The following is a 26070-nucleotide window of genomic DNA, read 5'->3' as shown; positions in this document are numbered from 1 at the left end:
ATACAAACATATTGTTTCAGGGCTGTCCACGGTAGGGTTGCACCCATGGTGCGGAACCCTGACCACGAGCAGCGACGCAAGCAGATCGTCGACGGCGTCCGCGCGGCAGCCCGCGACCACGGCCTGGGGCAGGTGACGATGGCACGGGCGGCGGCCGCCGCCGGCGTGTCGGTCGGTCTCGTCCAGCATCACTGGTCGTCCAAGGACGACCTGCTCATCGACACCTTCACCCATCTGCGGGGCGAGGTCCTGGCCCGTATCGACGCGGAGGTCGCACGGGCGGAGCGGCGCGGCGCCCGGATCGAGGAGATGCTGGTCGCGGGCCTCGGGCAACTGCTGCCGACCTCGCCGCGCCGCCGGGATGAGGTCTATCTGGCCCACGCCTTCGCCGGGCTCGCGCTGGAAAACGATCGGTTGCGTGCGGGCCTCGAAGCCGCTCAGCACGAGTTGCGTGAGCGGGTCGCTACCGCGCTGAGCAACGGCATGGTCTGTGGAGAGGTCGACCCCGGTGTCGACGTCGGGATCGAGGCATACCGTCTGCTCGCCCTGACCGATGGTCTCGCCGCGCATCTCCTCGTCCGCTCCGGTGTCGCGGACAAGGCCCGAGCCCGCTCGATCGTGGCGGCGGAGGTCGCGCGTCTGTGTCCGGGAGAGTGCTCGCACGACCGCGCCGGACTCCGGGATCGTCCCTCGGTCCGTATCGACGGGTGAATGGGTCGACGGGTAAATCGATTGCCGCGCCCGCGGGGCGGGCGTACGTTCGGTGGTACACGAGAGAGGAGGTGGTCTGCAGTTGAAGAACTTGAGGACACGTGAGGTGACCATCCGCTAGCGCGGTTTCCACGAGGCATTCACTGCCGCGTTCGCGACCCGATCCGGGGCGCGGCCGTGCCGGCGAATACCAGGTGGTCACCGGACCCCCGCACCCCGACTCGTCCAGTCGGCGTAGGCCCCGTCAACCGGGGTGGTGCGGGGGTCACTCATTTCTCGGGGGTATCCGACCTGCGCAAATCGCGTCGCTCGGCCCGCTTCGTCCCCCATCGTGTAACGAATGTCACCAGATGGCCGACTGCCATTTCGGGTAGTGGACTACTCGTGCGTCCCCTCGACGCGCGGGTGACGATGGCATCGGTCGCGTCGCTCCACCTCGAGAGATCGAGTCGGAGCGGCACGTCCCCTCCGACGCCGGCGCGGCCACCGCCCACCGACGACCTCCGATTCGCCCCCGAGGAGCGGTCCCATGACGACCACGCATGCACAGACCACGTCGCATCCGGGATCGACCGACACATTCGCGTCGCCCCGAACTGACCTCCGCGTCGCTCGTGAGCGACAGCCGGATGCCGAGTCGGTGTCCGCGGAGCTCGGCGACAGCGCGGTCGCGTCACCGTCGGCAGATCTGCGGCAGGGCGGCCCGGACGGGCCCCGCGGGTCGGTCGACACCCGATTCCTGACCCCGCAGAGCCCTCGGTGGACCAACGACGGCACGGCCGACTGGCTCCCCGGTCGGGTCGCCGGGCTGACGTACACCGAGGTGCCGGGAACAGCCCGCCTCGTGCTGCACAACGGCGGCCCGGTCGATGTCGGCGTGCTCTCGACGCCGCGACTGCCGCGCACCGACGGCACGGAGTTGACGGTCATCGCCGCGGGGGCCTCGGAGTCGCTGCCGGCGGCGGGCTATCACATCCTGCAACGGGAGATGGTGGACGGACATCCGGTGCTGGTCGGTCAGATCTGGCAGGACGAGGACGGTCCGGTGATGACTGTCGACGGGCCGGTGTCGGGCGAGATCGACATCGCCGCAATCGATTCCGCAAACCGGTTCTGGACCCCGGGTGATGCCGACTTCGGTGGTCCGGAGATGCCCGACCTCGAATTCCGCGACCCCTTCGCCGCCGGTCTGTACGTCACCGCCGACGGTGGTGAGGTGGCCGTCCACAACCGCGGAGATCAGCAGATCGCGGTGCTGACCATCGGCTCCGACGGACCGCGTGACCTGCTGCTCATCGCCCCCGAGGACACGGCGCCACTACCCGCGGGCGACCTGGTGGCCTATGTCCAGGGGGAGCGCCTCGACGGTGTTCCGGTGCTCTACGGGGTGTTGTGGATCGCCGGCGGCCGGATGATGCCCAGCGTCCTGCCGCTGCCCGGACGTCGGGAGTTTCTCGACTACCGCTACCTGACGCCGTGGAGCTCGGACTGGGACTGCGGTTATCCCGATCAACTGCACCTCGACGCCGAACTCGACGAGGTGACCTACCAGTACCGCGCGGGGGCGGAGTCGATCACCGTGCGCAACGACGGGCACATGTGGATCGCGGTGCTGCACAACAGCGGTGACGACCGTCGGATCACCGAGGTCGCCCCGGGCGGCAGGGCCAGCTTTCCGGTCTCGCCCGACGCGGACCGCGGACAGGTCTTCTCGATGGTCGGTGAACGCGTGGACTCCACGCCCGGCCGTACCGCGCGGATCGATGCCGATGGGGAGGTCGCACCGGGGTCGCCGGGACGCCCGGGGACGCCGACCAACTACGGGTCGGTGGTGATCATGCTGGGCGCAGTGGTCTACAGCGCCATCCCGAAGAAGAACCTCTACCTGGCGTGGTCGGATCGTCGGCGCAGGTGGGCCCGACGATAGATCGTGTGCGAGTGGCTCAGCCCGCGTAACGACGCAGCTTTGCCGACAGCCTCGGCGTGAGATCGCCGTCGGCGTCGACCCGCTCCTCCACGTAGGCCAGGTCGCCGTCCTCGACGAGACCGTAGAGGCGCTTCGCCCCACCGGTCCGGTGGCCGGACTGCGCCCGGATGACGACGTCGGTCGCGAGTTCCCAGGACGTCTGGTTGCGCGGCTGACCGTAGAAGAGTTCGATCGATCCCTCGGCGTGGGCCAGGAGGAGTTCGATGGTGTCGTCGTCGCCGATCCGCCAGAAGCCGCTCTCGCGGAGGTCGGGCCGGACGAAGCCGCCGTCGGCGTCGATGACCCACGAACGGGACTGCCAGTTCAGGAAGTTCTGACCGTCGTGGCTGATGATGATCTGCTGCGCGAAGTGGTAGTCCTCACCTGAGTCGGGGTCGTTGCCCTCGCCCTCACCGCGCCACACGCCGACCATCGGGAGCAGCGCGAGCAGTCCCGGATGCAGATCGGCGCCCTGGCGGAGATTGGCGGTGTCCGGTGGGAGCGGCAGCTCACCCCACACGGGGAGGTTGCGGTCCGCGGTCTCGCGGGCACGCTCGGCCGCCTGATTGATCGCCTCGTCGCCGGATCGGTGCCGGGCAGGCGCAACGGCCTGGTCCGCGTCGGGATCGCCCGCGGCAGAGTTGTCTGCGGCCGGTTCGTCCGGTGTGGGCTCAGGCGCGTCGGTCACGACTCGTCGGTGACGAGACGGTAGAGCACGTAGATGCCGAACCAGGTGATCAACACCGCGGCGGCGATCAGCAGGATCTCGAAGAAGATGACCACACCCGCAGTTTACCCAGGGGTGCCGGACGACGAAAACCGCCCACCGGGGTCGAATCGGGAGATCCCCGACACGACCACCGGTGGGCGGTCTCGATGGCGTCCCGCCGTATGGCGGACGGGCCTACTTGGCCACGGTGACGACGTGCTCGTGGACACCCGGACCATCGGGGTTCACGGTCACGTCGCCGTTGCCGACGGCGCTCAACGCGCGGACGGTCCACGTGCCGGGTGCGGCGAAGAACCGGAAGTCTCCGGTCGCACTGGCCACGACCTCGGCGGTGAACTCACCGGTCGAGTCGAGCAGTCGGACGAAGGCTCCCGCGACCGGGGCGCCCGAGGAATCGGTCACCTGGCCGGTGATCACGGTCTCCTTCTCGACGTCGACACCCGCGGGCAGCTTCTGACCTTGCTTGGGGGCAGAGCACATATGACTTACTTTCCTTCTCCGAGTTCGATCGGCACACCGACCAGCGAACCGTACTCGGTCCAGCTGCCGTCGTAGTTCTTGACGTTCTGGTAGTCGAGCAGCTGGGTCAGCGCGAACCAGCTGTGCGACGAGCGCTCGCCGATTCGGCAGTACGCGATGGTGCCCTTGGACGGGTCGATGCCGACGCCGTCGTAGAGCTCCTTGAGCTCTTCGTCCGACTTGAAGGTGCCGTCCTCGTTGGCGGCCTTGCTCCACGGCACGTTGACGGCGCCGGGGATGTGACCCGGACGCTGGCTCTGCTCCTGCGGGAGGTGGGCCGGCGCGAGGATCTTGCCCGCGTACTCGTCAGGCGACCGGATGTCGAGCAGGTTCTTGTTGCCGATGGCGTCGACGACCTCGTCGCGGAAGGCGCGGATCGAGTTGTCGGGGTCCTTGGCGACGTAGGTGGCCGGCTCGCGGGTGACCGAGTCGGTGCTCAGCGGACGACCGTCGAGCTCCCACTTCTTGCGACCGCCGTCGAGCAGCTTCACGTCCTGGTGGCCGTAGAGCTTGAAGTACCAGTAGGCGTAGGCCGCGAACCAGTTGTTGTTGCCGCCGTACAGGATGACGGTGGTGTCGTTGCCGATGCCGTTGTCGGACAACAGCTTCGAGAACTGCTCCTGGTTCAGGAAGTCGCGGCGGACCGAGTCCTGCAGGTCGTTCTTCCAGTCGAACTTGATCGCGCCCTCGATGTGGCCACCGTCGTATGCGGTGGTGTCCTCGTCGACCTCGACGAAGACGACGTTGTCGGTTGTGAGGTTCTGCTCAGCCCAGTCGGCGCTGACCAGGACGTCGGAACGAGCCATGGTGGTGATCCCTCCCAGAATGGATTTCTGATGTGAGTGGTGAGGTGAGGAGGGCGGCGACGCAAGCGCAGGCCGACCGCCTCGCGGGTGATGAACGACCGCCACACATCGGCTGCGCCGACGGGAGTCAGGAGTAATGCAGTGATCTGCACCGGCCGTCATCGAAGACGGTGGACGTGGGTGCCGGTCCCGGACAGGACGCGGCGACGCCGCACCGGACTACAGACAGCAACAGTTGGCGAGACGACAGAAGTCGATCGCCCGACGGCGGGTGAGCATCAACTCACGGCGCAGTTGCATGCCCACGAGGGTACAGCAGCACCGATCGGGTCCGGCAAGCCTGTCCGACGCCGTGATCGCAACCCGGACGTCGGGGTGTGGGGTGTCGATCAGAACTGGTCAGGCCGTATGTCGCGGGCGCCGACCGAGGTGGCCAACAGGATGTCGCTGCCCTCGCTGTGTGCCTCGGTCGCGGTGAGAGACCACGGCAGGGGGAGCGGCGGCAGGGTCCCGCTGAATGCGGCCAGCACAGCGGCCCGCTCGGTGTCGGGGACGGTGGTCGGCGAGTGCTCCTCCGGGCCGTCGTAGAAGTCGGTCGCCTGCAGATGGAGTCGACCGTCGCGCACGGACAGGTCGACGCTCACGCTCACCCGAGCCTTGCGCCCGACATACGCCGACGCCGACGGCGGGTCGGCGGGATCGCGGCCTGCTGCCGGCGGGAGAGCGACCGTGCCGGTCAGCAGCACCCCCGACGTACGGCTCAACAGTCCGTCGCCGGGACCGCCGCCACCGGCTCGGTCGGTCGGCGCGGGAGTGTTCACGGTTAGGTCGAGGATGCCCAGCATCCGTCCGAGCGCGATGGTGTCCAGTCGTGTGTAGGCGTCCACCGATTGCGCGCGCAGGGTGTCGGACGGTCGGATGTGCCAACCGTCGGGGACGTCGAGGGGGCCGAGGGTGGCTCCGAGCTCAGCCCGGCATCCGCCGCGGTCGGCGCAGCCCGGCACCGACACGGCGCGGGCGGTGATCACCGCTCCGTCGAATCGCCCCGAGGCTGCGGCACGCAGATAGGGCGAGCCGCTCAGCGTCACCTCGGGCTCGAAGGTGACCCGGGGGGACGCGAGCAGTGCGTGGGCGAAGCGCTGCTCGCCGACGATCGCCCCGACGGTGTCGGTGAGAACGGCCGCCAAGACGGCGACCACGACCGCGAGCACGGCGACGACCACGATCCGTCGCCCGATCGGGGAGCGGCCGCGCCCCGGTGGAATGGTCGATCGCTCCGGCTCCCCGGGTGCCTGCGAACGAGCGAAACGCGACATTGGCGCTATTCTGTCACCTATCGCGTGCACGGTGGCACGACCATCCCGGTCGCTGCCGAGAGAGACCGACGAGGTGTCGGCGCGAGGACGAGCCCGTCCGGTCGGAGGTCGACCCGCAGCGGGCGACGACCGGGGACGGGCGTGGACGACGAGATCGGAGTGGCGTGTGGATCTCTTGCTGTTGACGGCCGATCCCGACCCGGAATCCGTCCTGCCGTCCCTGAGCCTGCTGGCGCACACCGTCCGCGTCGCACCGACCGAGGTGTCATCGCTGATGGAGGCCGGCAACGCCGACGTCGCCATCGTCGACGCACGCACCGACCTCGCCGCCGCGCGCGGACTCTGCCGACTGCTCGGCAGCACGGGATCGTCTGTGCCGGTCGCAGCGGTGCTCACCGAGGGCGGCCTGGTCGCGGTGAACGCCGACTGGGGTATCGACGAGTTCCTGCTCCCGGCGACCGGACCCGCCGAACTGGACGCCCGCCTACGTCTGCTCGTGGTTCGTACCAGCGGACTGACCACCGAGGAGTCCTCCGGCAAGGTGACGCTCGGCGAACTGGTCATCGACGAGGGCACCTACACCGCACGGCTGCGCGGCCGTCCACTCGACCTCACCTACAAGGAGTTCGAGCTGCTGAAGTACCTGGCGCAGAACGCCGGTCGGGTGTTCACCCGTGCCCAGTTGCTGCAGGAGGTCTGGGGCTACGACTTCTTCGGCGGTACGCGCACCGTCGACGTCCACGTCCGGCGCCTGCGCGCCAAACTGGGCAGTGAGCACGAGTCCCTCATCGGGACCGTCCGCAACGTCGGCTACAAGGCGGTACGACCCAGCCGAGGACGATCCGGTGGCGTCGAGACCCCGATCGAGGACGACTTCGACGACGGCGACATCGACGATCCGGACTCCCTGCCCACCACCCGTGAGCAGATCGCCGGCAGCCGGACCCGGCCGCCGAACACGACCACGCCGAGTGACCCGAGTATCGACGAGGAGTTCAGTGCCAGCGCCAACCGGAGCTGACGATCCGATCGTCACCGCGGAGCCGACCCCCGACGCCGCTTCCGAAGCCCACCGGCTGGTCACCGCTGCGACCGCCGCAGATGGCGTCGCCCCGTTGTCGGAGCAATCCGTCCTCGCGATCGACGGTCGTCATCCGGGCGCGGTGCATGTCCTCGCGACGGGTGCCTACGCCAACATCCTGCCCGGCCGGGAGGGTGAGCCGGCGATGATCGAGGCCGTCGTCGATCCCGAGCGCCGACGTGAGGGTCGGGGAGCGGCATTGCTGCGCGCCGCGTTCGGCGCTGCCGCATCTCTGCCCGGTGATTCCGCCCGGGCCTGGGCGCATGGCGATCTACCGGGAGCGCAGGCCCTCGCCGCGGCGCTGGGCCTCGAGCGGCGGCGTGAGCTGCTCCAACTGCGTCGGCCCCTGGGTGCCGACGCCCCGCTGCCCGATCTGGCCGTCGGCGCCGGGGTGACGTTGCGCACGTACACCGGGTCGGCCGACGACGCGGAGATCCTGCGCGTCAACAACGCCGCGTTCGCATGGCACCCCGAGCAGGGCGGGTGGACGCAGTCCGAGATCGACGACCGCGTCGGTTCCGACTGGTTCGATCCGGGAGGGTTGTTCCTGGTCGTCGACGACGCCGATCCGCAGAAGGTGCTCGGTTTCCACTGGACCAAGGTCCACGACGATCACCTCGGCGAGGTCTACATCGTCGGGGTCGATCCGGCCGCACAGGGACGCGGTCTCGGGCGTCTGCTCACCCTCGCCGGCGTGCGGTACCTCGCCGACCGCGGCCTCGACGAGGTGAACCTCTACGTGGAGGGCGACAACACCGCTGCGCTCGCCACCTACGAGCGTCTCGGGTTCACCCGGTACGCCATCGACGTCGCCTACGGCTGACGACGGCCGCACGTCGGTACGGGGATCTCCCTCCGACGATTTCTGGCACCGTGTGACACAACCGACAATGTGTCCATGACCACGCATTTTCCGCTGCTGGTCTCCGTGTGCAATTCACCTTTCGTTCATCTTGCGTAGAGGGACCGTCCACCACCCACCCCTAGCTTCAAACCGGACACTCCAGCGGAGTCGATGAACCAAGCGAAAGGCATTCCAGCTGTGAAAATCAATCGGAACGGTGCGATGGCGGCAGTGTCGACCATTGCGGCGGTTGCACTGGTCAGCGCGTGCAGCGGCGGGGGCGGCGAGAGCCAGTCGATCAGCGGCGAGGGATCGACCGCGCAGCAGAAGGCCATGGAGCACTTCAGCCAGGTGCTCACCGACAACGGCGACATCGTGCTCGACTACACCGGTAGCGGCTCGGGCGACGGCATCAAGAAGTTCATCGCCGGTGACGTCGACTTCGCCGGATCGGACTCGGCTCTGAAGGGCGAGGAGATCGCCCAGGCCAAGGAGCGCTGCAGCGGCAACGACGCATGGCACCTGCCCCTCGTCGCCGGACCGGTCGCCGTCGCCTACAACGTCGAGGGCGTCGACAAGCTCAACCTGAACCCGACCGTCCTGGCCGGGATCTTCGACTCGAAGATCAAGACCTGGAACGACCCGGCCATCGCCGCCCTGAACCCGGGCGTCAACCTGCCGAGCACCGCCATCGTCCCGGTCCACCGCAGCGACAGCTCGGGCACCACCGACAACTTCCAGCGCTTCCTGCAGGCGTCGGCCCCGCAGGCGTGGCCGTACGAGCACAGCAAGGAGTTCAAGGGACAGGGCGGTTCCGGAGCGGCCAAGTCGACCGGCGTCGGCGACACCGTGAAGAAGACCCCGGGCGCGATCAGCTACGTCGAGTGGGGCTTCGCCACCGAGAACGACCTCGGTGTCGCGGGCATCGACTTCGGTGCCGGACCGGTCCAGCTCACCAACGAGACCGCCGGTAAGGCGCTCGACGCCGTCAAGTTCAAGACCCCGGGCAGCAAGGACCTGGTCGTCGACACCGACGCCCTGTACGCCTCCAAGGAGGCCGGCTCCTACCCGCTGCTGCTGACCCCGTACTCGATCGTGTGCTCGGCCGGTTACGCCGACCAGGCCACCAGCGACACCATCAAGTCGGCGTTCACCGAGATCCTGAACAAGGGCCAGGACGGTCTCTCCGAGATCGGCTACGTCGCACTGCCGCAGGCCTTCAAGACCACCCTGCAGGGCAGCATCGACTCCCTGGGTCAGGCATCCGGCGGACAGAACAGCTAGTAGTACCGACCGAGATCCCCGCCGCGGGGCCGCCGAGATTTTGCGGCCCCGCGGCATCGGTTGACACACTGAACTCCATCGAACGCGGGAAGCCGGATGACCAGAGCCGAACCAGAAGGACGCATGACCTCTCTCAGTGAGCAGCAGGGCGACTCACCCCAGGGTGATCCCACGTTGCCAGGACCCCCCTCGACATCGGAGGGCGACACCGAGGGACTGCGTTCGGGTACCAGCAGCCGACTCGGTGACCAGATCTTCCGCAGCCTCTCGGTCGGCTCGGGATTCCTCGTCTCCATCATCATCGGGCTGATCGCGCTGTTCCTGCTCGCGCAGGCAGTGCCGTCGCTCATCGACAACTCCGCGAACTTCTTCACCTACCAGGGTGAGTGGATCACGACCGGTACCGAACTGCGCTTCGGTATCCCGCAGCTCTTCTATGCGACGGTCATCGTCGCGGTGATCGCGCTGCTCCTGGCCATGCCGATCGCGTTGGGCATCTCGATCTTCCTGACCGAGTACGCGCCCAAGCGCCTCGTCGGCCCGATCACCTACACCGTCGACCTGCTGGCCGCGGTGCCCTCGATCGTCTACGGCCTCTGGGGCATCCTGGTCCTCGGACCGGCGCTGGTCCCGCTCAACAACTGGCTGGTCGGCAACCTGTCGTTCCTGCCGTTCTTCCAGCAGCCGACGCAGGTCGCCAACATGTCGACCGGCGGCACACTGCTCACCGGTGGCATCGTGCTGGCGGTCATGATCCTGCCGATCATCACCGCGGTCACCCGCGAGGTCTTCGTGCAGACCCCCAAGGGGCATCGCGAGGCCGCACTGGCCCTGGGTGCCACCAAGTGGGAGGTCGTCCGCGTGGCGGTCCTGCCGTTCGGCTTCTCCGGCTACATCAGCGGGTCGATGCTCGGTCTCGGCCGCGCACTCGGCGAGACGATGGCGCTGCTGCTGATCATCTCGACGGCCGGCCCCATCGACTTCAACCTGATGGAGAGCGGCGAGACCTTCGCGACGAAGATCGCCAACAACGCGGCCGAGTTCGACTCGCCCGCCAAGACCGGTGCCTACATCTCGGCCGGCCTGACCCTCTTCGTCCTGACCTTCGTCGTCAACGCCGCCGCCCGCGCGGTCGTCACCGGAAAGAAGAAGTGACATGTCCGTGACCGTGGAGAACCCGGGCACCGACCCGGTCAAGACCCGCCCATCGGGCTTCGTCCCGCTCAGCGCTCGTCGCCGGGTGACCAGCAACGGGGCCGGCATCCTGGTGACCCTCGCCGTGCTCATCGCGCTCGTCCCGCTGTTCTGGTTGGTCATCACCCTGGTGGCCAACGGCATCGAGCCGATTCTGGACCCCGACTGGTGGTTCCGGGCGGAGCGCTTCAACGGTGCGGCCAACGCGATCATCGGCACGCTGATGCAGACCGCGCTCGCCGCGGCGATCTCGGTGCCGCTGGGCATCTTCGTGGCCATCTACCTGGTCGAGTACGCGACCAAGAAGTCGGTGCTGGCCCGGGTCACCACCTTCATGGTGGACATTCTGTCGGGTGTGCCCTCGATCGTGGCCGCGCTGTTCGTCTACGCGGTGTGGCGCACCACGCTGGGCCTGCCCCGTTCGGGCTTCGTTGTCGCCATCGCGCTGGTGCTGCTGATGGTGCCGCTGGTGGTCCGGGCCACCGAGGAGATGTTGAAGATCGTGCCGCAGGATCTCCGAGAGGCGTCCTATGCCCTGGGTATCCCGAAGTGGAAGACGATTCTGCGCGTTGTCCTGCCGACCGCGTTGTCCGGCATCATCACCGGCGTCATGCTGGCCATCGCCCGCGTCATGGGTGAGTCGGCCCCGGTGCTGATCCTGGTCGGTGCGACCAGGGCGACCAACTGGAATCCCTTCGACGGCAACCAGCAGTCGCTGCCGCTGATGATGGTGCAGCAGTACAACAACGGTCCCAGCGCGTTCGACGACGTGTGGGGTGCCGCCCTGACGCTGGTGATCATCGTCGCGATCATCTACTTCGGCGCCAAGGTGGTCTCGAAGGTCTTCGCGCCCAAGACCTCCTGACCCGGCGCACCCGAACCGACTTCTTCTTCTCGCAACCGAAACGGACATCTCATGGCCAAGCGCCTCGACATCAAAGACCTGAACATCTACTACGGCGATTTCCACGCGGTCAAGGACGTCACCCTCGAGGTCTCGCCCCGCTCGATCACCGCCTTCATCGGACCGTCGGGCTGCGGCAAGTCCACGGTGTTGCGCACGCTGAACCGCATGCACGAGGTCACCCCGGGTGCCTACGCGCAGGGCAAGGTGTTGCTCGACGGTGAGGACATCTACGCCAAGGGCATCGACCCGGTGAGCGTGCGTTCGACCATCGGGATGGTCTTCCAGCGTCCGAATCCGTTCCCCACCATGTCGATCCGTGACAACGTGGTCGCCGGCCTCAAGCTCCAGGGCGTCCGCAGCCGTTCGCAGCTCGACGAGGTCGCCGAGCGCAGCCTGCGCGGTGCGAACCTCTGGGAAGAGGTCAAGGATCGTCTCGACAAGCCGGGCGGCGGTCTCTCCGGTGGTCAGCAGCAGCGCCTGTGCATCGCGCGAGCGATCGCGGTCTCCCCGGACGTGCTGCTGATGGACGAGCCCTGCTCGGCGCTCGACCCGATCTCGACGCTGGCGATCGAGGACCTGATGGGTGAACTCAAGAAGGAGTACACCATCGTCATCGTGACCCACAACATGCAGCAGGCCGCTCGCGTGAGCGACCAGACCGCCTTCTTCAACCTCGAGGGCGTCGGGCAGCCGGGCCAGCTGGTGGAGATCAACGACACCGAGACCATGTTCTCGAACCCGCTGAAGAAGGAGACCGAGGACTACATCTCGGGTCGCTTCGGCTAGCTCAGACCACCGGTCGCCACCTCAGCGACCGGAGAGCACCGCTGCTCCCCTTCCGGTGATCCCGGGCGGGGAGCAGTGGCTTTGCCGGGCCTCGAACCGTCGATCGTGCACTCGGATGCGTTGACCGTGCACTCGCGGCTGTCGATCGTGCGCTCGGAATCGTCCATCGTGCGCCCGGAAACGTCGATCGTGCGCCCGGAAACGTCGATCGTGCTCGGACTCGCCGGTGCAAGCGCACGGACGATGATCCACGGCGCACGATCAACGGTTTACTGTGCACGGTCGACGCTCGGCAGCGCACGGTCGACGTCACATGTTGAGGATCAGGATCACCAACAGCGCCAGGAGCGAGAGCGTCACACCCGCGTAGACGATGAATTGTCGGCGCCGCGCTGCAGGCGACGGCTCGTCGTCCGGAACGGCGTTGAAATCCGGCTCGGCGGGATAGTGCACACCCATGCCGTCACCCTAATCACAGAACAGTCCGGACGGAGAATTCCGTCCGGACTGTTGTGACGATCGTGACCTCGACCGGGTCACCGTGAGCTGGGTCAGGAAACCTCTTGGAACTGCTCCGGGGTCTTGCCGGTCGCCTGGAAGACGACGCGTCGGCCGATCAGCACCGCGTGGTCGGCGAAGCGCTCGTAGTAGCGGCCCAGCAGGGTGACGTCGACCGCGGCGGCCACACCGTGCTTCCATTCGCGGTCCATCAGGACCGTGAACAGGTGCTTGTGCAGGTCGTCCATGGCGTCGTCGTCTTCTTGCAGACGCAGCGCATCCTCGGGGTTCTGGTTGGTGAGGACCTCGCGAGCGTTCTTGGCCAGCTGGACCGCGAGGCGACCCATCTCGGCGAAGTAGCCGTTCACCTCTTCGGGGAGTGCCTTGGCCGGATGCCGTCGACGAGCCACCTTCGCGACGTGCAGGGCCAGTGCGCCCATGCGGTCGATGTCGGCGACGATCTGGAATCCGCTGACGATCCCGCGCAGGTCGCCTGCGACCGGCGCCTGCAGGGCGAGCAGGGCGAAGGCCTGCTCCTCGGCCCGTGCGGACAGCTGGGTCATACGATCGTTGTCGGTGATGACCTCTTCGGCCACGGCGAGGTCGGCCTGCAGCAGTGCCTGGGTGGCCCGGGCCATGGCGGCGCCGGCCAGGTCACACATTTCGCCGAGGACCGTGTTCAGGCCCTCGAGCTGCTCTTGGTACGCGGTACGCATGCTGACCAGCCTACTTCCTCGGTGCATCCAACAGGGCTACCGATGAGGTGAATAGCCCGTGAACGGCCGGGCGAACCCGAGGTCAGGGGGTCAGGAGCAGGTGGTGTCGCCGGCGTTGGTCACCGACAGGTCGTTGGGCAACGCCGACGAATCGGTCGAGGGCGCGAGCTGCTGCACCGACAGCGTCTCGCCGGCCGACGGCACCGACCCCAGCGAACCGTCGTACGAGTTGCCGAGGATGACCTCGACGCCCGACTTCACGTTGCGGTCCTGCTGGATCTTCGCGCCGGGGAACATCGTGGCCAGGGTGGCGGCGGAGTCCTGCTCGCCGGTGCCGTAGCGGATCACGGTGGTGTCCTGGCTCGACGATGCGTCGGCGACGCCTCGGACGTCGAATCCGAGCGGCGAGAGCTGATCGGAGACCTCGGTCGCCAGACCCGATCGACCGGTGCCGTTGAGCACCCGCACGCCGACGTTGCCGGGGTACTGCGCGGTCGCCGACATCTTGCCCGGGGTCTGGCCAGAGCCCGTGGACGGCGACTTCGACGTCGAGGATGGCTTGGACGAGCTCGACGGGGACTTGGTGGCCTTTTTCTCGCCGGGCAGCGGGTCGTCGTCGATGATCGCGTTGAAGATCGCGTCGATGTCGTCGGTGCGTGGGAGCTCGTTGTTGGAGCCGTCGGTGGCGGTGCCCGAGGTGGGGATGGTCAGGAAGGTCACCCGACCGGCGTCGATGCCCTGCATCGAGTCGGCGAGGTTGAGCAGCGAGTTGGTGTCCACACCGTCCACGTAGCTGTACTGGATGAACGTGTTGACCAGGCTGTTGAGCTTGTTGGGGTTGGCCAGCACGTTGCCCGACAGTGTGGAGCGCAGCAGCGACGACATGAACAGCTGCTGGCGCTTGATGCGTCCGTAGTCGCCGTTGCCCTCGGAGGAGATGTTGCGGGCACGAACGTAGTTGAGGGCGCGCCTACCGGTGAGCTTCTGCTTGCCCGCCTTGCGCAGGACCTGTCCGAGCTCGTAGTCGTAGAGCGGCTTGGTCGAGCACACCTGTACTCCGCCGATCGCGGTGACGACCTTCTCGAATCCGAAGAAGTCCATCGCGATGAAGTGGTTGATGTTGAGGCCGCTCATCCGGGTGAGGGTCTGCACCAGGCACTTCGGTCCGCCGTCGGCGTAGATGCTGTTGAGCTTGACCGCGTCGGCCGCGGGCAGCGACTGCCCGTAGGTGCCGTTGTCGTTGTCCCAGTCCTGGCACTGTGGTCGATCGACTTGCAGGTCACGGGGGAACGACACCGCGACGACGCGACTGCGGTTGGCCGGGATGTTGACCAGGATGACCGTGTCCGACCGGGCACCCTCGGCGTCGGCGGTGGTGCCGGCACCGACCTTCGAGTTCTTGCCACCACGGGTGTCCGTGCCGACGATCAGGTATGTCTCGTCACCGGTCTGGGCGTTCTTGTTCCGGATGTTCTCGTCGTCGGGGTTGACCGCGTTGATGGTGTTCCAGGTGCCGTTCACCGACTTCAGGTAACCCCAGACAAATCCGGTGCCGACCAGGGCGAGGACGCAGGCGATGGCAACGAGGATGCGGCCGGTGACGGTCGCGTTGCGGGCCATGTGACGGCGGCGCTGCTCGGCGGTCGGTGGGTGCCGCAACGGCCGCGATCGCGGGGGGACGGTGTCGGAGAGGTCGGGGGTCCGCTGCATCGGCGGTCGGGGGCCGCCCTGGCCACGTGACTCTTCCATCACCCGCTGGGTGGTGGCGTCGTCGGAGAGGTCGACGTCGCCGGGCGCCGAGCGGATCAGTGGGATGCGGGTGGTGACGTCGTTCTCGTTGCCGAACCGGTGGAGTTCGGTCGGGCTGTCGTCCGGCTCGGGGGCTCGTCCTTGCGCCGATGGCGATGCAGACGGCGAGGAGGCGGCGGACGCGGGCGGTTCGCCCGCGTTCATCTGCTCCATCAGCTCGCGCACGGTGAGTCGGGTGCGTCCGCGGACGTAGCGGTCGGTGGCGCGCGGCTCGTTCAGCCGTCCGGCATTCAGGTCGGCCGGTGACTCGCCAGGAGTGTTCGGAGGCTGGTTCGCGCCGGGACGACGGCTGCGTCGGGAGGCGTCGGATCCACCCGACTGCGGATCATCCGACCCCGGAGTGCGACTCACCTGACACTTCCCCTTGACCGCGCACAGAAGGTGCGCACCGCGAAACGGTTCCGTCGATCACGGAACCTCCGCGCTATATTACTGATCTGACCTGAGAAGTGACTCAGCCGCCGGAGTGCATGATCTCTGCGCCGTCCGGGACGACGTCTTCCTCCGGGTCGTCGAGCCAGCCGTGCGGTAGCGCGACCTGCGCCGGAGAGCCCTGTCGGCCGCGGGGACCGTGCCCGTCGCGGGGGAACGGGGCGTCGGCGGGCAGAGATCCGACCAGTTCGCGCAATTCGTCGACGGTGCTGACGAGCGCCATCCGCTGCCGCAGATCGGACCCGACGGGGAATCCCCGCAGGTACCAGGCAACGTGCTTGCGGATCTCACGCATGCCCTTCATCTCGCCGTGGTGTGCCGCGAGCAACTGCCCGTGCCGCACGATGATCTGCGCCACCTCACCGAGATCCGGTGCCTCCGGAGCGGTGACCCCGTTCAGTTCGGCGGCGAGCTCGGCGAAGAGCCACGGGCGGCCCAGGCAACCTCGGCCGATGACCACGCCGTCGCAACCGGTCCGTCGCATCATCTCGACGGCGTCCGACGGCTCGAAGATGTCGCCGTTGCCGAGGACGGGCACCGAGGTGACGTGTTCCTTGAGGCGGGCGATCTCATCCCAGTCGGCGGTGCCGGAGTATCGCTGCGATGCCGTGCGAGCATGTAATGCAACAGCTTTCGCACCCTCTTCGGCCGCGATGCGGCCGGCGTCGAGGTGTGTGTGGTGCTCGTCGTCGATGCCGATGCGGAACTTGACCGTGACCGGGATGTCGGTGCCCTCGGTGGCGCGGACGGCCGCGGCGACGATTTTTCGGAACAGGGTGCGCTTGTACGGGATGGCCGACCCACCCCCCTTGCGGGTGACCTTGGGCACCGGACAGCCGAAGTTCATGTCGATGTGGTCGGCCAGATCTTCGTCGACGATCATCTTCGCTGCGGCGTAGGTGTTCTCGGGGTCGACGGTGTAGAGCTGCATCGATCGCGGCGACTCTTCCGGCGCGAAGGTGGTCATGTGCATGGTGGCCGGGTGCCGCTCCACCAGTGCTCGAGCGGTGACCATCTCGCAGACGTAGAGCCCCGAGACCGTCCCGGTACGCGCGAGTTCCAGTTCACGGCACAGGGTTCGGAACGCGACGTTGGTGACGCCCGCCATCGGGGCCAGCACAACAGGGCTCGACAGTTCGATCGACCCGATGCGCAGCGCGGCATCGCCGGTCGTCGATGCCGCCCGCGGGTCGGGTGCCGACAACGGCGAACCGGCGCCGTCGGTGTGCGAGGGCGCCGGTTCGGGTCGTGCGGTGACTGCGGTGCTCAGGATGCCTGCTGCTCCCGCTTCTTGGCCTCGCGGGCGAGCGAGCGATCGCGCATCTCCTCGAAGCGGATGGTGTCCTTCTCGAGCTGCTCGAGGAAGCTGGCGAGCTCCTCACGGGTCTGCTCGCCCGCAGCGGAGAAGTCCTCGCGCTCGAAGACCTTCCACTTGCGCAGGACCGGCATGATGACCTCTTCGAGGTGCTGGCGCAGGTCGTAGATGCCGTGCTTGGCCATCAGCACGCCGTGGCGACGGAAGTTCGGCATGCCGGCGCCGGGCATCTGGAAGTTGGTGACGATGTCGGTCACCGCGCGCAGCGTCTGGTCCGGCGAGATGTCCATACCCGCACCGCAGATGTTGCGGTAGAAGATCATGTGCAGGTTCTCGTCGGCCGCGATGCGCTGCAGCATCTTGTCGGCGATCGGATCGTTGCACGCCTTGCCGGTGTTGCGGTGGCTCACGCGGGTGGCCAGTTCCTGGAAGGTCACGTAGGCGACCGAGTGCAGCAGCCCGAGCTCGTCGGCGTGCTCCTGGAACTCGTCGACGCGACCGGCGGCGGCGAGCATCGGGTCGTAACCGTTGGTCATGTGGATCATGCGCGCCTCTTCGAGGGCGACCGGATCGACGCCGCGGGTGACCACGAGGTAATCGCGCATCACGATGCCGTGACGGTTCTCCTCGGCGGTCCACCGGCCGACCCAGTGGCCCCAGCCGGAGTCCATGGAGAAGTTGTCGGCGATGACCCGGTGGTACGAGGGCAGGTTGTCCTCGGTCAGCAGGTTGGTGATCATGGCCGCCTTGGCGACCTCGTCCAGCTGTGACTGTTCCGGGTCGTAGTCGACGCCCCCCAGCGCCGCGAAGTTACGCCCCTCGTCCCACGGCACGTAGTCGTGCGGGTTCCAGTCCTTGGCGATCTTCAGGTGTCGATTGACGTTGTCTTCGGCGACAGGTGCCAGTTCCTGGAGAAGCTCGAGTTGAGTCAGCTCGCGTGGCATTTTTCCTCCGAATGATTGTCCGCATCGCGATGCCGATACGTCCGCGGCACTGCGACCGACGTGGATGATCAGTGGTCCAGCGTACGGCAACAGGACAGGTGAACCCAAGCCCTACCTACGCAGTCGTAACCAACTCCCCCCGGCGTTACCCCACTTCACCGTGTCACTGGTCACGCGAGACGATCATGGCTGATCGACCCGTCTGGACGCCAGCCCGCGAGCGGATTCACAGCAGGATGCCAGCCTGGTCGAATGTCCAGGTCGGCGGGGTGTCGCCCGGGCCGTGTCCGCTGGCCGTCGGCCGCTGACCGTCGTCAGCGGCGCCGGGCGAACATCGCCCCGGTCGTCTCCATCCACCGGGTGGCGTCGGCGTCGATGGTACCGAGATCGGCGGCCTTCTCACACCACCTCATGGCGGCCACGCCGAACTCGAACGGGTTGTAGACGTCCTCTTCGCGACTCCACAGGCCGTCGCCCGCATAGGTCAGGATGGTGATGTTGGTGGCGGTGATGACCGATCCGTCCCCTGGATCGCGCATCGGGTTGTCGACCTCGCAGATCACGCGTGCGGTCGGTGCGTCGACGACATGCCACAGCGACGGGTAGCCCGTCATGTGGCTGCCGGGAAAGGCCGACATCGTCTTCCAGATCCAGGCCCGGATCTCCTCCCGGCCGGACATCGTGCCCAGCGCGTGTTCGACGTAATCGGCGTCGGTGGTGAACATCTCGGCGAAGCGATCCCAGTCGCGACTGATCGCGATCTCGGCGACGGTGCGCTGGAACTCGCCGAATGCGGCATCGAGTTCGTCGGCGGAGAAGGTGCTCATCGTGCGGGCTGTTCCCCTCTGGACCTGCGCTGTCGCAGGGCCGCTGGTGGTTGGCGGACGATCGGATTCGCCGCGGCGCTCAGTGATGGAAGCTGTCGGTGATCGCCGGTGTCGGCGCGGGTGCGTCGAGGCCGTCGAGGTACGCGACGGACGCCTTGATGTCGTCGAGCAGATGCGTGGCGAGATCGTGGGACAACCCGTTGCGCACCACGATCCGGACGACGGTCTGGTCGGCCAGGTTGTCGGGGAGGGGGTACGCGGGGACCAGCCAGCCGCGTTCACGCAGCTGTGACGACAAATGGTGCAGATCCCAGTTCTCGGTGTGGTCGGCCTTCAGACGCCAGGCGAACACGGGGATGTCGCGGCCCTCGCTGAGCAACTCGAACGGGGCCATCTCGCCGATCGCGCCGGACAGGTAGACCGCGACGTCCTGGCAGCTCTGCTGCACCGCGCGAAAGCCCTCGAAGCCCAGACGCAGGAACTGGTAGTACTGCAGCAGCACCTGCGCACCCGGGCGTGAGAAGTTCAGTGCGAAGGTCGGCATGTCGCCGCCGAGGTAGCTCACCGAGAAGATCAGGCTCTCCGGCAGCAGCGAGCGGTCGCGCCAGATGATCCACCCGAGTCCCGGATACACCAGCCCATACTTGTGGCCGGAGGTGTTGATGGAGTGGACCCGGTCGAGCCGGAAGTCCCACACCACGTCGGGCTGCAGGAATGGAGCGACCATCGCTCCCGATGCTCCGTCGACGTGGATCGGGATGTCGAGGCCGGTGTCGGCCTGCAGTCTGTCGAGCGTCGCGGCGATCTCGGCGACCGGCTCGTAGGCGCCGGTGTAGGTGACGCCCATGATCGCGACGACGCCGATGGTGTTCTCGTCGATCACGTCGGCGAGGCCGTGGCCGTCCAGCACCGGGTGCTCCGCGGTCACCGGCACGTAGCGCGCCTCGACCTCGAAGTAGTTGCAGAACTTCTCCCAGCACACCTGGACGGCCGACGACATGATGATGTTCGGCTTCTCGGTCGACTCGCTCGCGGCGCGTCGGCGTTCCTGCCAGCGTCGTTTGAGCGCGAGGCCACCGAGCATGCCGGCCTCGGACGACCCGATCGTGGAGGTGCCGATTGCGTCGGTCGCGACCGGTGCGTTCCAGAGGTCGGCGAGCATTGTCCAACAACGGGTCTCGATGGCTGCCGTCGCCGGGTACTCGTCCTTGTCGATCATGTTCTTGTCGGCCGACTCGATGTAGAGCTTGTCCGAGTGCTGGTCCATCCAGGTGCCGACGAAGGTCGCGAGGTTCAGTCGCGCGTTGCCGTCGAGCATCGCCTGGTCGTGCACGATCTGGTAGGCGGTCTCGGGCAGCGACGGGCCGTCCGGGAGTGAGTACCGCGGGAAGTCGGTGGCCTCGCCCGGCCTGGAGAACAGCGGGTTGGCATTGACCGGGACGTCTTCGTAACGCTTGCGCTCTGAAGCCTCGCGATGCATGGGTCAAACCTACGTGATCTGAATCGCTGGTACGGCATGATGGTGAGCCGGAGCACCAACCGGCGACATGGGAACCCCGACGGAGGACTACCGTGGCGTCGTCGGCCATCGTCAGCCCGACGATCGGGTGTACTCGGAGGTGCAAGATGCAGCGGCTCAGCGGACTCGACGCCTCGTTCCTGTACCTGGAGACACGGTCGCAACTCATGCACGTGATCGGGTTGATCGAGATCGACCCGAGCACGGTCCCCGGTGGCTATTCGTTCCCGCGGATGCGCAGCGAACTGGAGCGCCGGGTGTCGGCGATCCCGACCTTCCGTCGCAAACTCGACAACTCGCTCCTCAACATCGACCACCCGGTCTGGATCGAGGACGACGACTTCGACATCGAACGACATGTCCATCGCGTCGCAGTGCCGGCGCCCGGCGGTGAGCGTGAGGTCGCCGACCTCTGCGGTCACCTCGCCGGACAGACCCTCGATCGCGGTAAACCCCTCTGGGAACTGTGGTTCATCGAAGGCCTCGCCGACGGCAAGATCGCGGTGATGCTGCGTGTGCACCACGCCAACGTCGACGGCGTGACGAGCGCGGAGATGCTGGCGCAGCTGTGCACGATGACACCGGAGCCGCCGGACCTCGACTCCCAGCAGGTCGCCGAATCGGCGGGCGGCACCTCGCGGGCCACGATGGCCGTCGGCGGTGCGGTCAACTATTTCGTGCAACGGCCGATCGCGATGGCCAAGCTGCTGCCCCGCACGCTCGACATCTCGGTGGGGTGGCTGCGGCGATCCTTCTCGAACACCGGGATGCCCGCACCGTTCCGTGCGCCGCGCACCCGGTTCAACGCGCCGATCAGCCCGCACCGCAGCATCGCGATCACCCAGGTGTCGCTCGACGACGTCAAACGTGTGAAGAACCGATTCGGTGTGACGGTGAACGACGTGGTGCTCGCGCTGGCCGGCGGCGCGCTGCGCAGCTATCTCGAGGACAAGGACGAACTCCCGGACCGCCCGCTGGTCGGGATGGTCCCGGTGTCGGTGCACGGTCTCGACGAGAAAGACCTCGTGGTGCCGGGGACCAACAAGGTGTCCGGGATGTTCACGCTCCTCCCGACCGACCGGCCCGATCCGGTGGAGAGGGTCGAGGCCGCAGCCGAACTGAGTCGTCGATCCAAGGCACATCACGCCGAGATCGACGGGAACATCTTGCGGGCGTGGGCGCAGTTCGCGCCCGGCACCACGATGGCGAACTTGATGAAGCTCTACGGCGACCGGAATCTCGCGGCATCGCATCCACCGGTGTTCAACGTGCTGATCTCCAACGTCCCCGGTCCCGACTTCCCGCTGTACTTCCTCGGTGCTCGGGTGAGCGCCGTGTACCCCCTGGGCCCGATCTTCCACGGCCTCGGCCTCAACATCACGGTGTTCTCCGCCGACGGGCACCTCAACATCGGCATCCTCTCGTGTGCCGACCACGCGCCTGACGTCTCCGTGATCGCCAACGGGTTCGCCGACCAATTGAAGGTACTGCTCGAGGTGTGCGAGGCCTGACCCTCGATGCGCACCGGATCGCGCCCGTGGGCGGGTCGTGCTGCGGCAACTGCGGAAACCGCTGGCGCGCCGCCGATCCGGCATGCTAGCGTTCGCATCGATCGTGTTCGAGCTGTCAGGAGGTGAGACCCATGTACGCAGTATCCGCATCGGGTGCTCCCCCGCAGTCCACGATCTCGCGACTGGGATAGTCGCCACCGGGAGCCCCGCCACGCTCTTCTCGAGAGGCGACTCCCATGAACACTTCTTCTGTCACTGATTCCATTCCGGCCGGTCAGCCGGCTGTACATCCCTCTGCCGCACCGGGTTCGGCGTCCGGTGCATCCTCCGATGGTCGGGCCCTGGTACTCGGCGGGGGCGGCTCGACGGGGAACGCATGGCTTATCGGCGTCGTCGCCGGTCTGGCCGATGTCGGGCTCGACGTCACCACCGCGGCCCTGAGCGTCGGGACGTCGGCGGGTGCCACGGCGGTGGCCCAGTTCGCCGGCGCGACGGCCGCTGAGCTGTTCGAGGCCACCCAGGTCGCTCCACCTGCTCCGCAGCGCGACAGCGGACACCGTGGTGGTGCGCCGGGCGCCCCGGCATCGGAGCAGCTCACACGCTTACGTGCACTCATCGCCACCGCAGTCGATCCAGACGACATGCGGCGACGGGTGGGTGCGGCCGCGATGGCACGCGAGGCGGAGTCGGACGGCTCCTGGTCGGAGCGGTGGCGTGGGATCGTCGCGCCGCGCCTGCCCGACAACCTGTGGCCCGTCGACCGGGCGATGGCCATCACGGCCGTCGATGCCGAGACCGGCGAGCCGATCGTCTTCGATGCTCGCAGCGGGGTCGACCTCGTCGATGCAGTCGCCGCGAGCTGTTCCGGAGGTGGTCTTCCGTATCGGATCGGCGACCGCTGGTATGTGGACGGTGGTTACCGGCGGAACGAGAATGCGGACCTGGCAACGGGATTCGGCCGGGTTCTGGTGCTGTCGCCCCTCGGTGGTCGGACCCTGCACCCGCTCGACTGGCGGATGCAGCTCGCCGCGCAGGTCGAGGAGCTCCGTGCGACCGGCGCCCGGGTCGAGATCGTCGTGCCGGATGCCGAGTCGGAGTGCATGTTCGGGGCCAACGCGATGGATCTGTCGCTCCGTCCCGCCGCGGCCCGCGCCGGCCGGACTCACGGTCGGGCGCTGGCCGGACGGTTGGGGGAGTTCTGGTCGGCCGCGTGATCGGGTGCGGGCGTCGGTGACTGAGGTCTGCTGCTGAGCGGCGGGGGTTCGCCGAAAATCTGTACGTCGGGACTGGGCTGTTGACGATATGTCGGTGGCCCGGCCCCGGGGTACAGATTTTGCGGGCCGATCGGGGGCGGGCCGTCTCCGAATCTGCCCGAAATCCGCCCGTATTGGGGACGTGGGAACCGTATTGGCAGTGGTGGCGTGCTGTGCGGTGGTTTTCGGTTGCCGTTGGGTGGTTTTCGGGGTGGGTGCGCCGGGGCGGGCCCGGCGTGCCGGGGCATCCCCCGCCGAAATCTGTACGTGAGCGCGGGGCGGTCGACGTTATGTCGATGGTTGTTCGCTGGCGTACAGATTTCGTGCGGACGGCGGTGCCGGGCCGGGGGCGATCTGCCGGCCTCGGCATGCGCCGGACAGCGGGCCCGGTCGACCAAGAACTGCCGCCCAGCGCTGGGTCGTGTGCAATATCCACGCGCTCCAGCGCTGGACGGCAGATTTTGGGCAGACGGCAGACGGCAGACGGCAGACGGCAGACGGCAGACAGCAGACGGCAGACGGACGCCGGTCAGACCGGGCGCAGGCGGCGGACAGGGCGGGCGGGAAAGGTGGGCCCGGCACCCGACTGAACCGACCCGTCAACGCCCCAACTGGTCCAACCAGGCACGCACCGACGCATCCGACGGCGACCGCCAGTCCCCGCGCGGCGACAGCGACCCACCCGATCCGACCTTGGGACCGTTGGGCATCGCACTGCGCTTGAACTGGTTGTTCATGAACCGCTTGAGGAACACGCCCAGCCAGTGCTCGATGGTCGCGCGGTCGTACTCGTTGCGCTTGCCGGACTCGAGCATCTCCGGCCACGGTCCGCGGTCGCGGTCGCCCCAGGCGTGTTCGGCCAGGAAGGCCACCTTGGACGGCCGATAGCCGAATCGGGTGATCCAGTAGAGGAAGAAGTCGTGCAGTTCGTACGGCCCGACGGTGTCCTCGGTGCTCTGGATGGCGCCGTCCTCACCGGCCGGCACCAGCTCCGGCGAGATCACGTCACCGAGGATCTCGACGAGCACCTCGGTGGTCTCGGGTGAATGCGCACCCGACGCGATCATCCATCGGATCAGGTGCTGGATCAGCGTTTTCGGCACGGACGAGTTCACGTTGTAGTGCGACATCTGGTCACCGACACCGTAGGTGCACCAGCCGAGCGCGAGCTCCGACAGGTCGCCGGTGCCGAGCACGATGCCACCGTTGTGATTGGCCAGGCGGAAGAGGTGCGAGGTGCGCTCGCCGGCCTGGACATTCTCGAAGGTGACGTCGTACACCGACTCGCCCCGCGAATACGGATGACCGAGGTCGGCGAGCATCTGCTCGCACGACGGTCGGATGTCGATCTCCTCGCCGGTGATCCCCAGTGAGTTCATGAGTCGATGCGACCGTGCCAGAGTGGCTGTCCCGGTGGCGAACCCGGGCATCGTGTATCCGAGGATGTTCGTCCTGGGCAGGCCGAGCCGATCGAAGGTGTCGACCGCCACGAGGAGTGCCAGGGTCGAGTCGAGCCCGCCCGACACCCCGATCACGATCTTGTCGATGCCGGTGGAGCGGAGGCGCGCGGCGAGCCCCTGGACCTGGATGTTGCCGACCTCGCGGCAGCGTTCGTCCCGATCGGCCGAGTCGGCGGGCACGAACGGGAAGCGCGGCACCGTCCTTCGCAGGATCGAATCGGAGCCGCCGGGTCCGCCGAACGAAAACCTGATGCGGCGCAACTGCTTCAGGTCGTCCGCGTGATCACCGATCTGATCGCGGTGGCTGATCATCCGCATGCGTTCCTGGCGGAGACGGTCGAGATCGATGTCCGCGGTGATGATCTGGTCGTCCATCGCGAACTGTTCGCTGCGGGCGAGCAGCGTGCCGTTCTCGGTGATCAGGGCATCGCCGTCCCAGGCGAGGTCCGTCGTCGACTCGCCGAATCCGGCAGCGACGTAGATGTGCGCAGCCAGCAGGCGTGCGGAATGTGCTGCACTCAACGACTTCCGGTAACTCTCCTTGCCGACGGTCACCGGCGAGCCGGAGAGGTTGGCCAGCACCGTCGCGCCACCGAGTGCGGCCCACGTGCTGGGCGGGACCGCAACCCAGCCGTCCTCGCAGATCTCGACGTGCAGTGCGAACCCGGGAAGATCCTCTGCCTCGAAGATCAGGTCGGCGCCGAACGGGACGTCGCGGCCGAACACGCGGGCGGTGTCGGTCGGCGCATCCCGCGCCGCCGCGAAGAAGCGCTGCTCGTAGAACTCCCGATAGTTCGGCAGGTACGACTTCGGCACCACACCGAGGACCTCGCCGTCGCGGATGACCGCCGCGCAGTTATAGAGGCCGTCACCGACCACCAGCGGCAGACCGACGGCGACCAGCGGCCGCAACCCGACACTGGCATCGACGATCTGTCCGAGCCCGGTCAGGCACGCGTCGAGCAGGGCGTCCTGGTGGAAGAGGTCGTCGGCGCTGTACGCCGACAATCCGAGTTCGGGGAACACGACCAGCGCCGGATCGTCGTCGGCAGCGCGACGAAGAAGCGTGATGGTCTGTTCGGTGTTGAACGCCGGATCGGCGACCCGCAGTGTCGGGACCGCGCCGCTGACACGTGCGAAACCGTGGGAGTAGACGGACACCCGTCGAGCGTAGCCCGGTCGGACGCCGGAGAAACCGTGGCGCGCGAGCCCGAAGCCGGCCGCTGCGCCGACGCTCGGCGTCAGGCGGTCGCCATGTTCTCCTGGGCCCAGCTGCGGACCGTCACCAGCAGTTCCTCCAAGGAGCGCCCCTTCGAGGTCAACGAATAGTGGACCCGTGGCGGGGTCGTCGGCTCCACCCGGCGGTGCACCAGGCCGGCCTGTTCCATCTCGCGCAGGGTCTGGGCGAGCATCTTCGCCGAGATCCCGACAGTCGAGCGACGCAGATCCGAGTACCGCATCTCCGGTTGCGGCCACGCGGCCAGGATCTTGACGACCAGTGCGGTCCAGCGGGTGCCGAGGTGATCGAGGAGCCGGCGGGTGGGGCAGAGTGCGGGGTCGGTCACCTCGGAGTGACCAGGTGTGGACCGAGTGCGTTCTTGTGTGGTCACGGTGGCGTCCTTAGCGTCGGGGAGGTCGTTCG

General features: G+C 67.4%; 23 protein-coding genes. 10 read left to right on the top strand and 13 right to left on the bottom strand.

The genetic code is table 11. The features are described from left to right. Positions 1–45 precede the first annotated feature (45 nt). Both GS4_RS11070 and GS4_RS11060 read left to right on the top strand, forming a co-directional pair. Positions 46–711, top strand: a complete 666-nt coding sequence (locus GS4_RS11070; RefSeq protein ID WP_007620532.1) for a TetR/AcrR family transcriptional regulator — start codon at positions 46–48, stop codon at positions 709–711. A 529-nt stretch (positions 712–1240) separates the two neighbouring features. Beyond that, positions 1241–2638, top strand: a complete 1398-nt coding sequence (locus tag GS4_RS11060) for a hypothetical protein (RefSeq protein ID WP_007620531.1) — start codon at positions 1241–1243, stop codon at positions 2636–2638. 16 nt (positions 2639–2654) lie between these two features. On the opposite strand, the gene GS4_RS11055 is transcribed toward GS4_RS11060, so the two are convergent. From GS4_RS11055 to GS4_RS11035, 4 genes are all read right to left on the bottom strand, one after another. Continuing rightward, positions 2655–3365: a heme-binding beta-barrel domain-containing protein gene (locus GS4_RS11055; RefSeq protein ID WP_007620530.1), complete on the bottom strand. Its 711-nt coding sequence runs from the start codon at positions 3363–3365 to the stop codon at positions 2655–2657. A 216-nt stretch (positions 3366–3581) separates the two neighbouring features. Next, positions 3582–3887 carry a DUF1416 domain-containing protein gene (locus GS4_RS11045; RefSeq protein WP_007620529.1) on the bottom strand — a complete coding sequence of 102 codons (306 nt, stop codon included), beginning with the start codon at positions 3885–3887 and terminating at the stop codon, positions 3582–3584. Between the two features lie 5 nt (positions 3888–3892). Next, a complete protein-coding gene (locus GS4_RS11040) occupies positions 3893–4732 on the bottom strand; it encodes a sulfurtransferase (RefSeq protein WP_007620528.1) in 840 nt (279 codons plus the stop codon). 389 nt (positions 4733–5121) lie between these two features. Then, complete coding sequence (locus GS4_RS11035; protein ID WP_007620526.1) at positions 5122–6048, bottom strand: LmeA family phospholipid-binding protein; 927 nt, start codon at positions 6046–6048, stop codon at positions 5122–5124. Positions 6049–6214: 166 nt separating this feature from the next. On the opposite strand from GS4_RS11035, the gene GS4_RS11030 reads away from it, so the two are divergent. From GS4_RS11030 to pstB, 6 genes are all read left to right on the top strand, one after another. After that, the gene (locus tag GS4_RS11030; protein ID WP_007620525.1) at positions 6215–7069 is read left to right on the top strand and encodes a winged helix-turn-helix transcriptional regulator; all 855 of its coding nucleotides are present in this window, start codon (positions 6215–6217) and stop codon (positions 7067–7069) included. After that, entirely contained in the window at positions 7047–7952 is a 906-nt protein-coding gene (gene mshD, locus GS4_RS11025) for a mycothiol synthase (protein ID WP_007620523.1), read from the top strand. The genes GS4_RS11030 and mshD overlap by 23 nt, the downstream gene beginning before the upstream one ends. A gap of 219 nt (positions 7953–8171) precedes the next feature. Next, the gene (gene pstS / locus GS4_RS11020; RefSeq protein ID WP_040510253.1) at positions 8172–9257 is read left to right on the top strand and encodes a phosphate ABC transporter substrate-binding protein PstS; all 1086 of its coding nucleotides are present in this window, start codon (positions 8172–8174) and stop codon (positions 9255–9257) included. Between the two features lie 123 nt (positions 9258–9380). Beyond that, the gene (gene pstC, locus GS4_RS11015) at positions 9381–10412 is read left to right on the top strand and encodes a phosphate ABC transporter permease subunit PstC (RefSeq protein ID WP_007620520.1); all 1032 of its coding nucleotides are present in this window, start codon (positions 9381–9383) and stop codon (positions 10410–10412) included. A gap of 1 nt (position 10413) precedes the next feature. Continuing rightward, on the top strand, positions 10414–11316 hold the full coding sequence (pstA, locus tag GS4_RS11010; protein ID WP_007620518.1) for a phosphate ABC transporter permease PstA: 903 nt from the start codon (positions 10414–10416) through the stop codon (positions 11314–11316). A gap of 51 nt (positions 11317–11367) precedes the next feature. Then, positions 11368–12144 carry a phosphate ABC transporter ATP-binding protein PstB gene (pstB, locus tag GS4_RS11005; RefSeq protein WP_007620516.1) on the top strand — a complete coding sequence of 259 codons (777 nt, stop codon included), beginning with the start codon at positions 11368–11370 and terminating at the stop codon, positions 12142–12144. 309 nt (positions 12145–12453) lie between these two features. Here the strand turns inward: pstB and GS4_RS25845 are convergent, their stop codons facing one another. The 7 genes from GS4_RS25845 to gad all read right to left on the bottom strand — a co-directional run bounded on the left by GS4_RS25845 (position 12454) and on the right by gad (position 20165). Then, positions 12454–12603: a hypothetical protein gene (locus GS4_RS25845; protein ID WP_169331479.1), complete on the bottom strand. Its 150-nt coding sequence runs from the start codon at positions 12601–12603 to the stop codon at positions 12454–12456. Between the two features lie 92 nt (positions 12604–12695). Then, positions 12696–13358, bottom strand: coding sequence for a phosphate signaling complex protein PhoU (gene phoU, locus GS4_RS11000; protein WP_007620514.1), 663 nt, complete (start codon positions 13356–13358; stop codon positions 12696–12698). A gap of 90 nt (positions 13359–13448) precedes the next feature. Beyond that, positions 13449–15518, bottom strand: coding sequence for an LCP family protein (locus GS4_RS10995; RefSeq protein ID WP_007620511.1), 2070 nt, complete (start codon positions 15516–15518; stop codon positions 13449–13451). Between the two features lie 103 nt (positions 15519–15621). Next, a complete protein-coding gene (gene dusB / locus GS4_RS10990) occupies positions 15622–16707 on the bottom strand; it encodes a tRNA dihydrouridine synthase DusB (protein ID WP_040510279.1) in 1086 nt (361 codons plus the stop codon). Positions 16708–16865: 158 nt separating this feature from the next. Continuing rightward, positions 16866–17858, bottom strand: coding sequence for an acyl-ACP desaturase (locus GS4_RS10985; RefSeq protein WP_007620509.1), 993 nt, complete (start codon positions 17856–17858; stop codon positions 16866–16868). A 314-nt stretch (positions 17859–18172) separates the two neighbouring features. Next, a complete protein-coding gene (locus GS4_RS10980; protein ID WP_007620508.1) occupies positions 18173–18685 on the bottom strand; it encodes a nuclear transport factor 2 family protein in 513 nt (170 codons plus the stop codon). A gap of 79 nt (positions 18686–18764) precedes the next feature. Further along, positions 18765–20165, bottom strand: a complete 1401-nt coding sequence (gene gad / locus GS4_RS10975) for a glutamate decarboxylase (RefSeq protein ID WP_007620506.1) — start codon at positions 20163–20165, stop codon at positions 18765–18767. A 146-nt stretch (positions 20166–20311) separates the two neighbouring features. On the opposite strand from gad, the gene GS4_RS10970 reads away from it, so the two are divergent. Both GS4_RS10970 and GS4_RS10965 read left to right on the top strand, forming a co-directional pair. Next, positions 20312–21715 (top strand): WS/DGAT/MGAT family O-acyltransferase, encoded by a 1404-nt coding sequence (locus GS4_RS10970; protein ID WP_007620503.1) that lies wholly within the window; start codon positions 20312–20314, stop codon positions 21713–21715. Positions 21716–21951: 236 nt separating this feature from the next. Further along, on the top strand, positions 21952–22929 hold the full coding sequence (locus GS4_RS10965) for a patatin-like phospholipase family protein (protein WP_007620500.1): 978 nt from the start codon (positions 21952–21954) through the stop codon (positions 22927–22929). Between the two features lie 638 nt (positions 22930–23567). Here the strand turns inward: GS4_RS10965 and GS4_RS10960 are convergent. Further along, on the bottom strand, positions 23568–25589 hold the full coding sequence (locus tag GS4_RS10960; RefSeq protein WP_007620498.1) for an NAD(+) synthase: 2022 nt from the start codon (positions 25587–25589) through the stop codon (positions 23568–23570). Between the two features lie 80 nt (positions 25590–25669). Beyond that, a complete protein-coding gene (locus GS4_RS10955) occupies positions 25670–26038 on the bottom strand; it encodes a winged helix-turn-helix transcriptional regulator (RefSeq protein ID WP_007620496.1) in 369 nt (122 codons plus the stop codon). Positions 26039–26070 lie beyond the last annotated feature (32 nt).

Origin of the sequence: Gordonia soli NBRC 108243, from assembly GCF_000334455.1 — a bacterium.
GTDB lineage: Bacteria > Actinomycetota > Actinomycetes > Mycobacteriales > Mycobacteriaceae > Gordonia > Gordonia soli.
Note: the sequence above shows the minus strand (reverse complement) of the source record. Positions and strands in the feature narration are given on the sequence as shown.

Coding starts and splice junctions, on each gene's coding strand:
- GS4_RS11045 (WP_007620529.1), bottom strand. CDS start 3,887: ATGTGCTCTGCCCCCAAGCAAGGTCAGAAGCTGCCCGCGGGTGTCGAC.
- phoU (WP_007620514.1), bottom strand. CDS start 13,358: ATGCGTACCGCGTACCAAGAGCAGCTCGAGGGCCTGAACACGGTCCTC.
- pstB (WP_007620516.1), top strand. CDS start 11,368: ATGGCCAAGCGCCTCGACATCAAAGACCTGAACATCTACTACGGCGAT.
- GS4_RS11070 (WP_007620532.1), top strand. CDS start 46: ATGGTGCGGAACCCTGACCACGAGCAGCGACGCAAGCAGATCGTCGAC.
- GS4_RS10985 (WP_007620509.1), bottom strand. CDS start 17,858: ATGCCACGCGAGCTGACTCAACTCGAGCTTCTCCAGGAACTGGCACCT.
- pstC (WP_007620520.1), top strand. CDS start 9,381: ATGACCTCTCTCAGTGAGCAGCAGGGCGACTCACCCCAGGGTGATCCC.
- dusB (WP_040510279.1), bottom strand. CDS start 16,707: ATGGCGGGCGTCACCAACGTCGCGTTCCGAACCCTGTGCCGTGAACTG.
- GS4_RS11035 (WP_007620526.1), bottom strand. CDS start 6,048: ATGTCGCGTTTCGCTCGTTCGCAGGCACCCGGGGAGCCGGAGCGATCG.
- pstA (WP_007620518.1), top strand. CDS start 10,414: ATGTCCGTGACCGTGGAGAACCCGGGCACCGACCCGGTCAAGACCCGC.
- GS4_RS25845 (WP_169331479.1), bottom strand. CDS start 12,603: ATGGGTGTGCACTATCCCGCCGAGCCGGATTTCAACGCCGTTCCGGAC.
- GS4_RS10965 (WP_007620500.1), top strand. CDS start 21,952: ATGAACACTTCTTCTGTCACTGATTCCATTCCGGCCGGTCAGCCGGCT.
- gad (WP_007620506.1), bottom strand. CDS start 20,165: ATGCATCGCGAGGCTTCAGAGCGCAAGCGTTACGAAGACGTCCCGGTC.
- GS4_RS11040 (WP_007620528.1), bottom strand. CDS start 4,732: ATGGCTCGTTCCGACGTCCTGGTCAGCGCCGACTGGGCTGAGCAGAAC.
- GS4_RS10970 (WP_007620503.1), top strand. CDS start 20,312: ATGCAGCGGCTCAGCGGACTCGACGCCTCGTTCCTGTACCTGGAGACA.
- GS4_RS10980 (WP_007620508.1), bottom strand. CDS start 18,685: ATGAGCACCTTCTCCGCCGACGAACTCGATGCCGCATTCGGCGAGTTC.
- GS4_RS11060 (WP_007620531.1), top strand. CDS start 1,241: ATGACGACCACGCATGCACAGACCACGTCGCATCCGGGATCGACCGAC.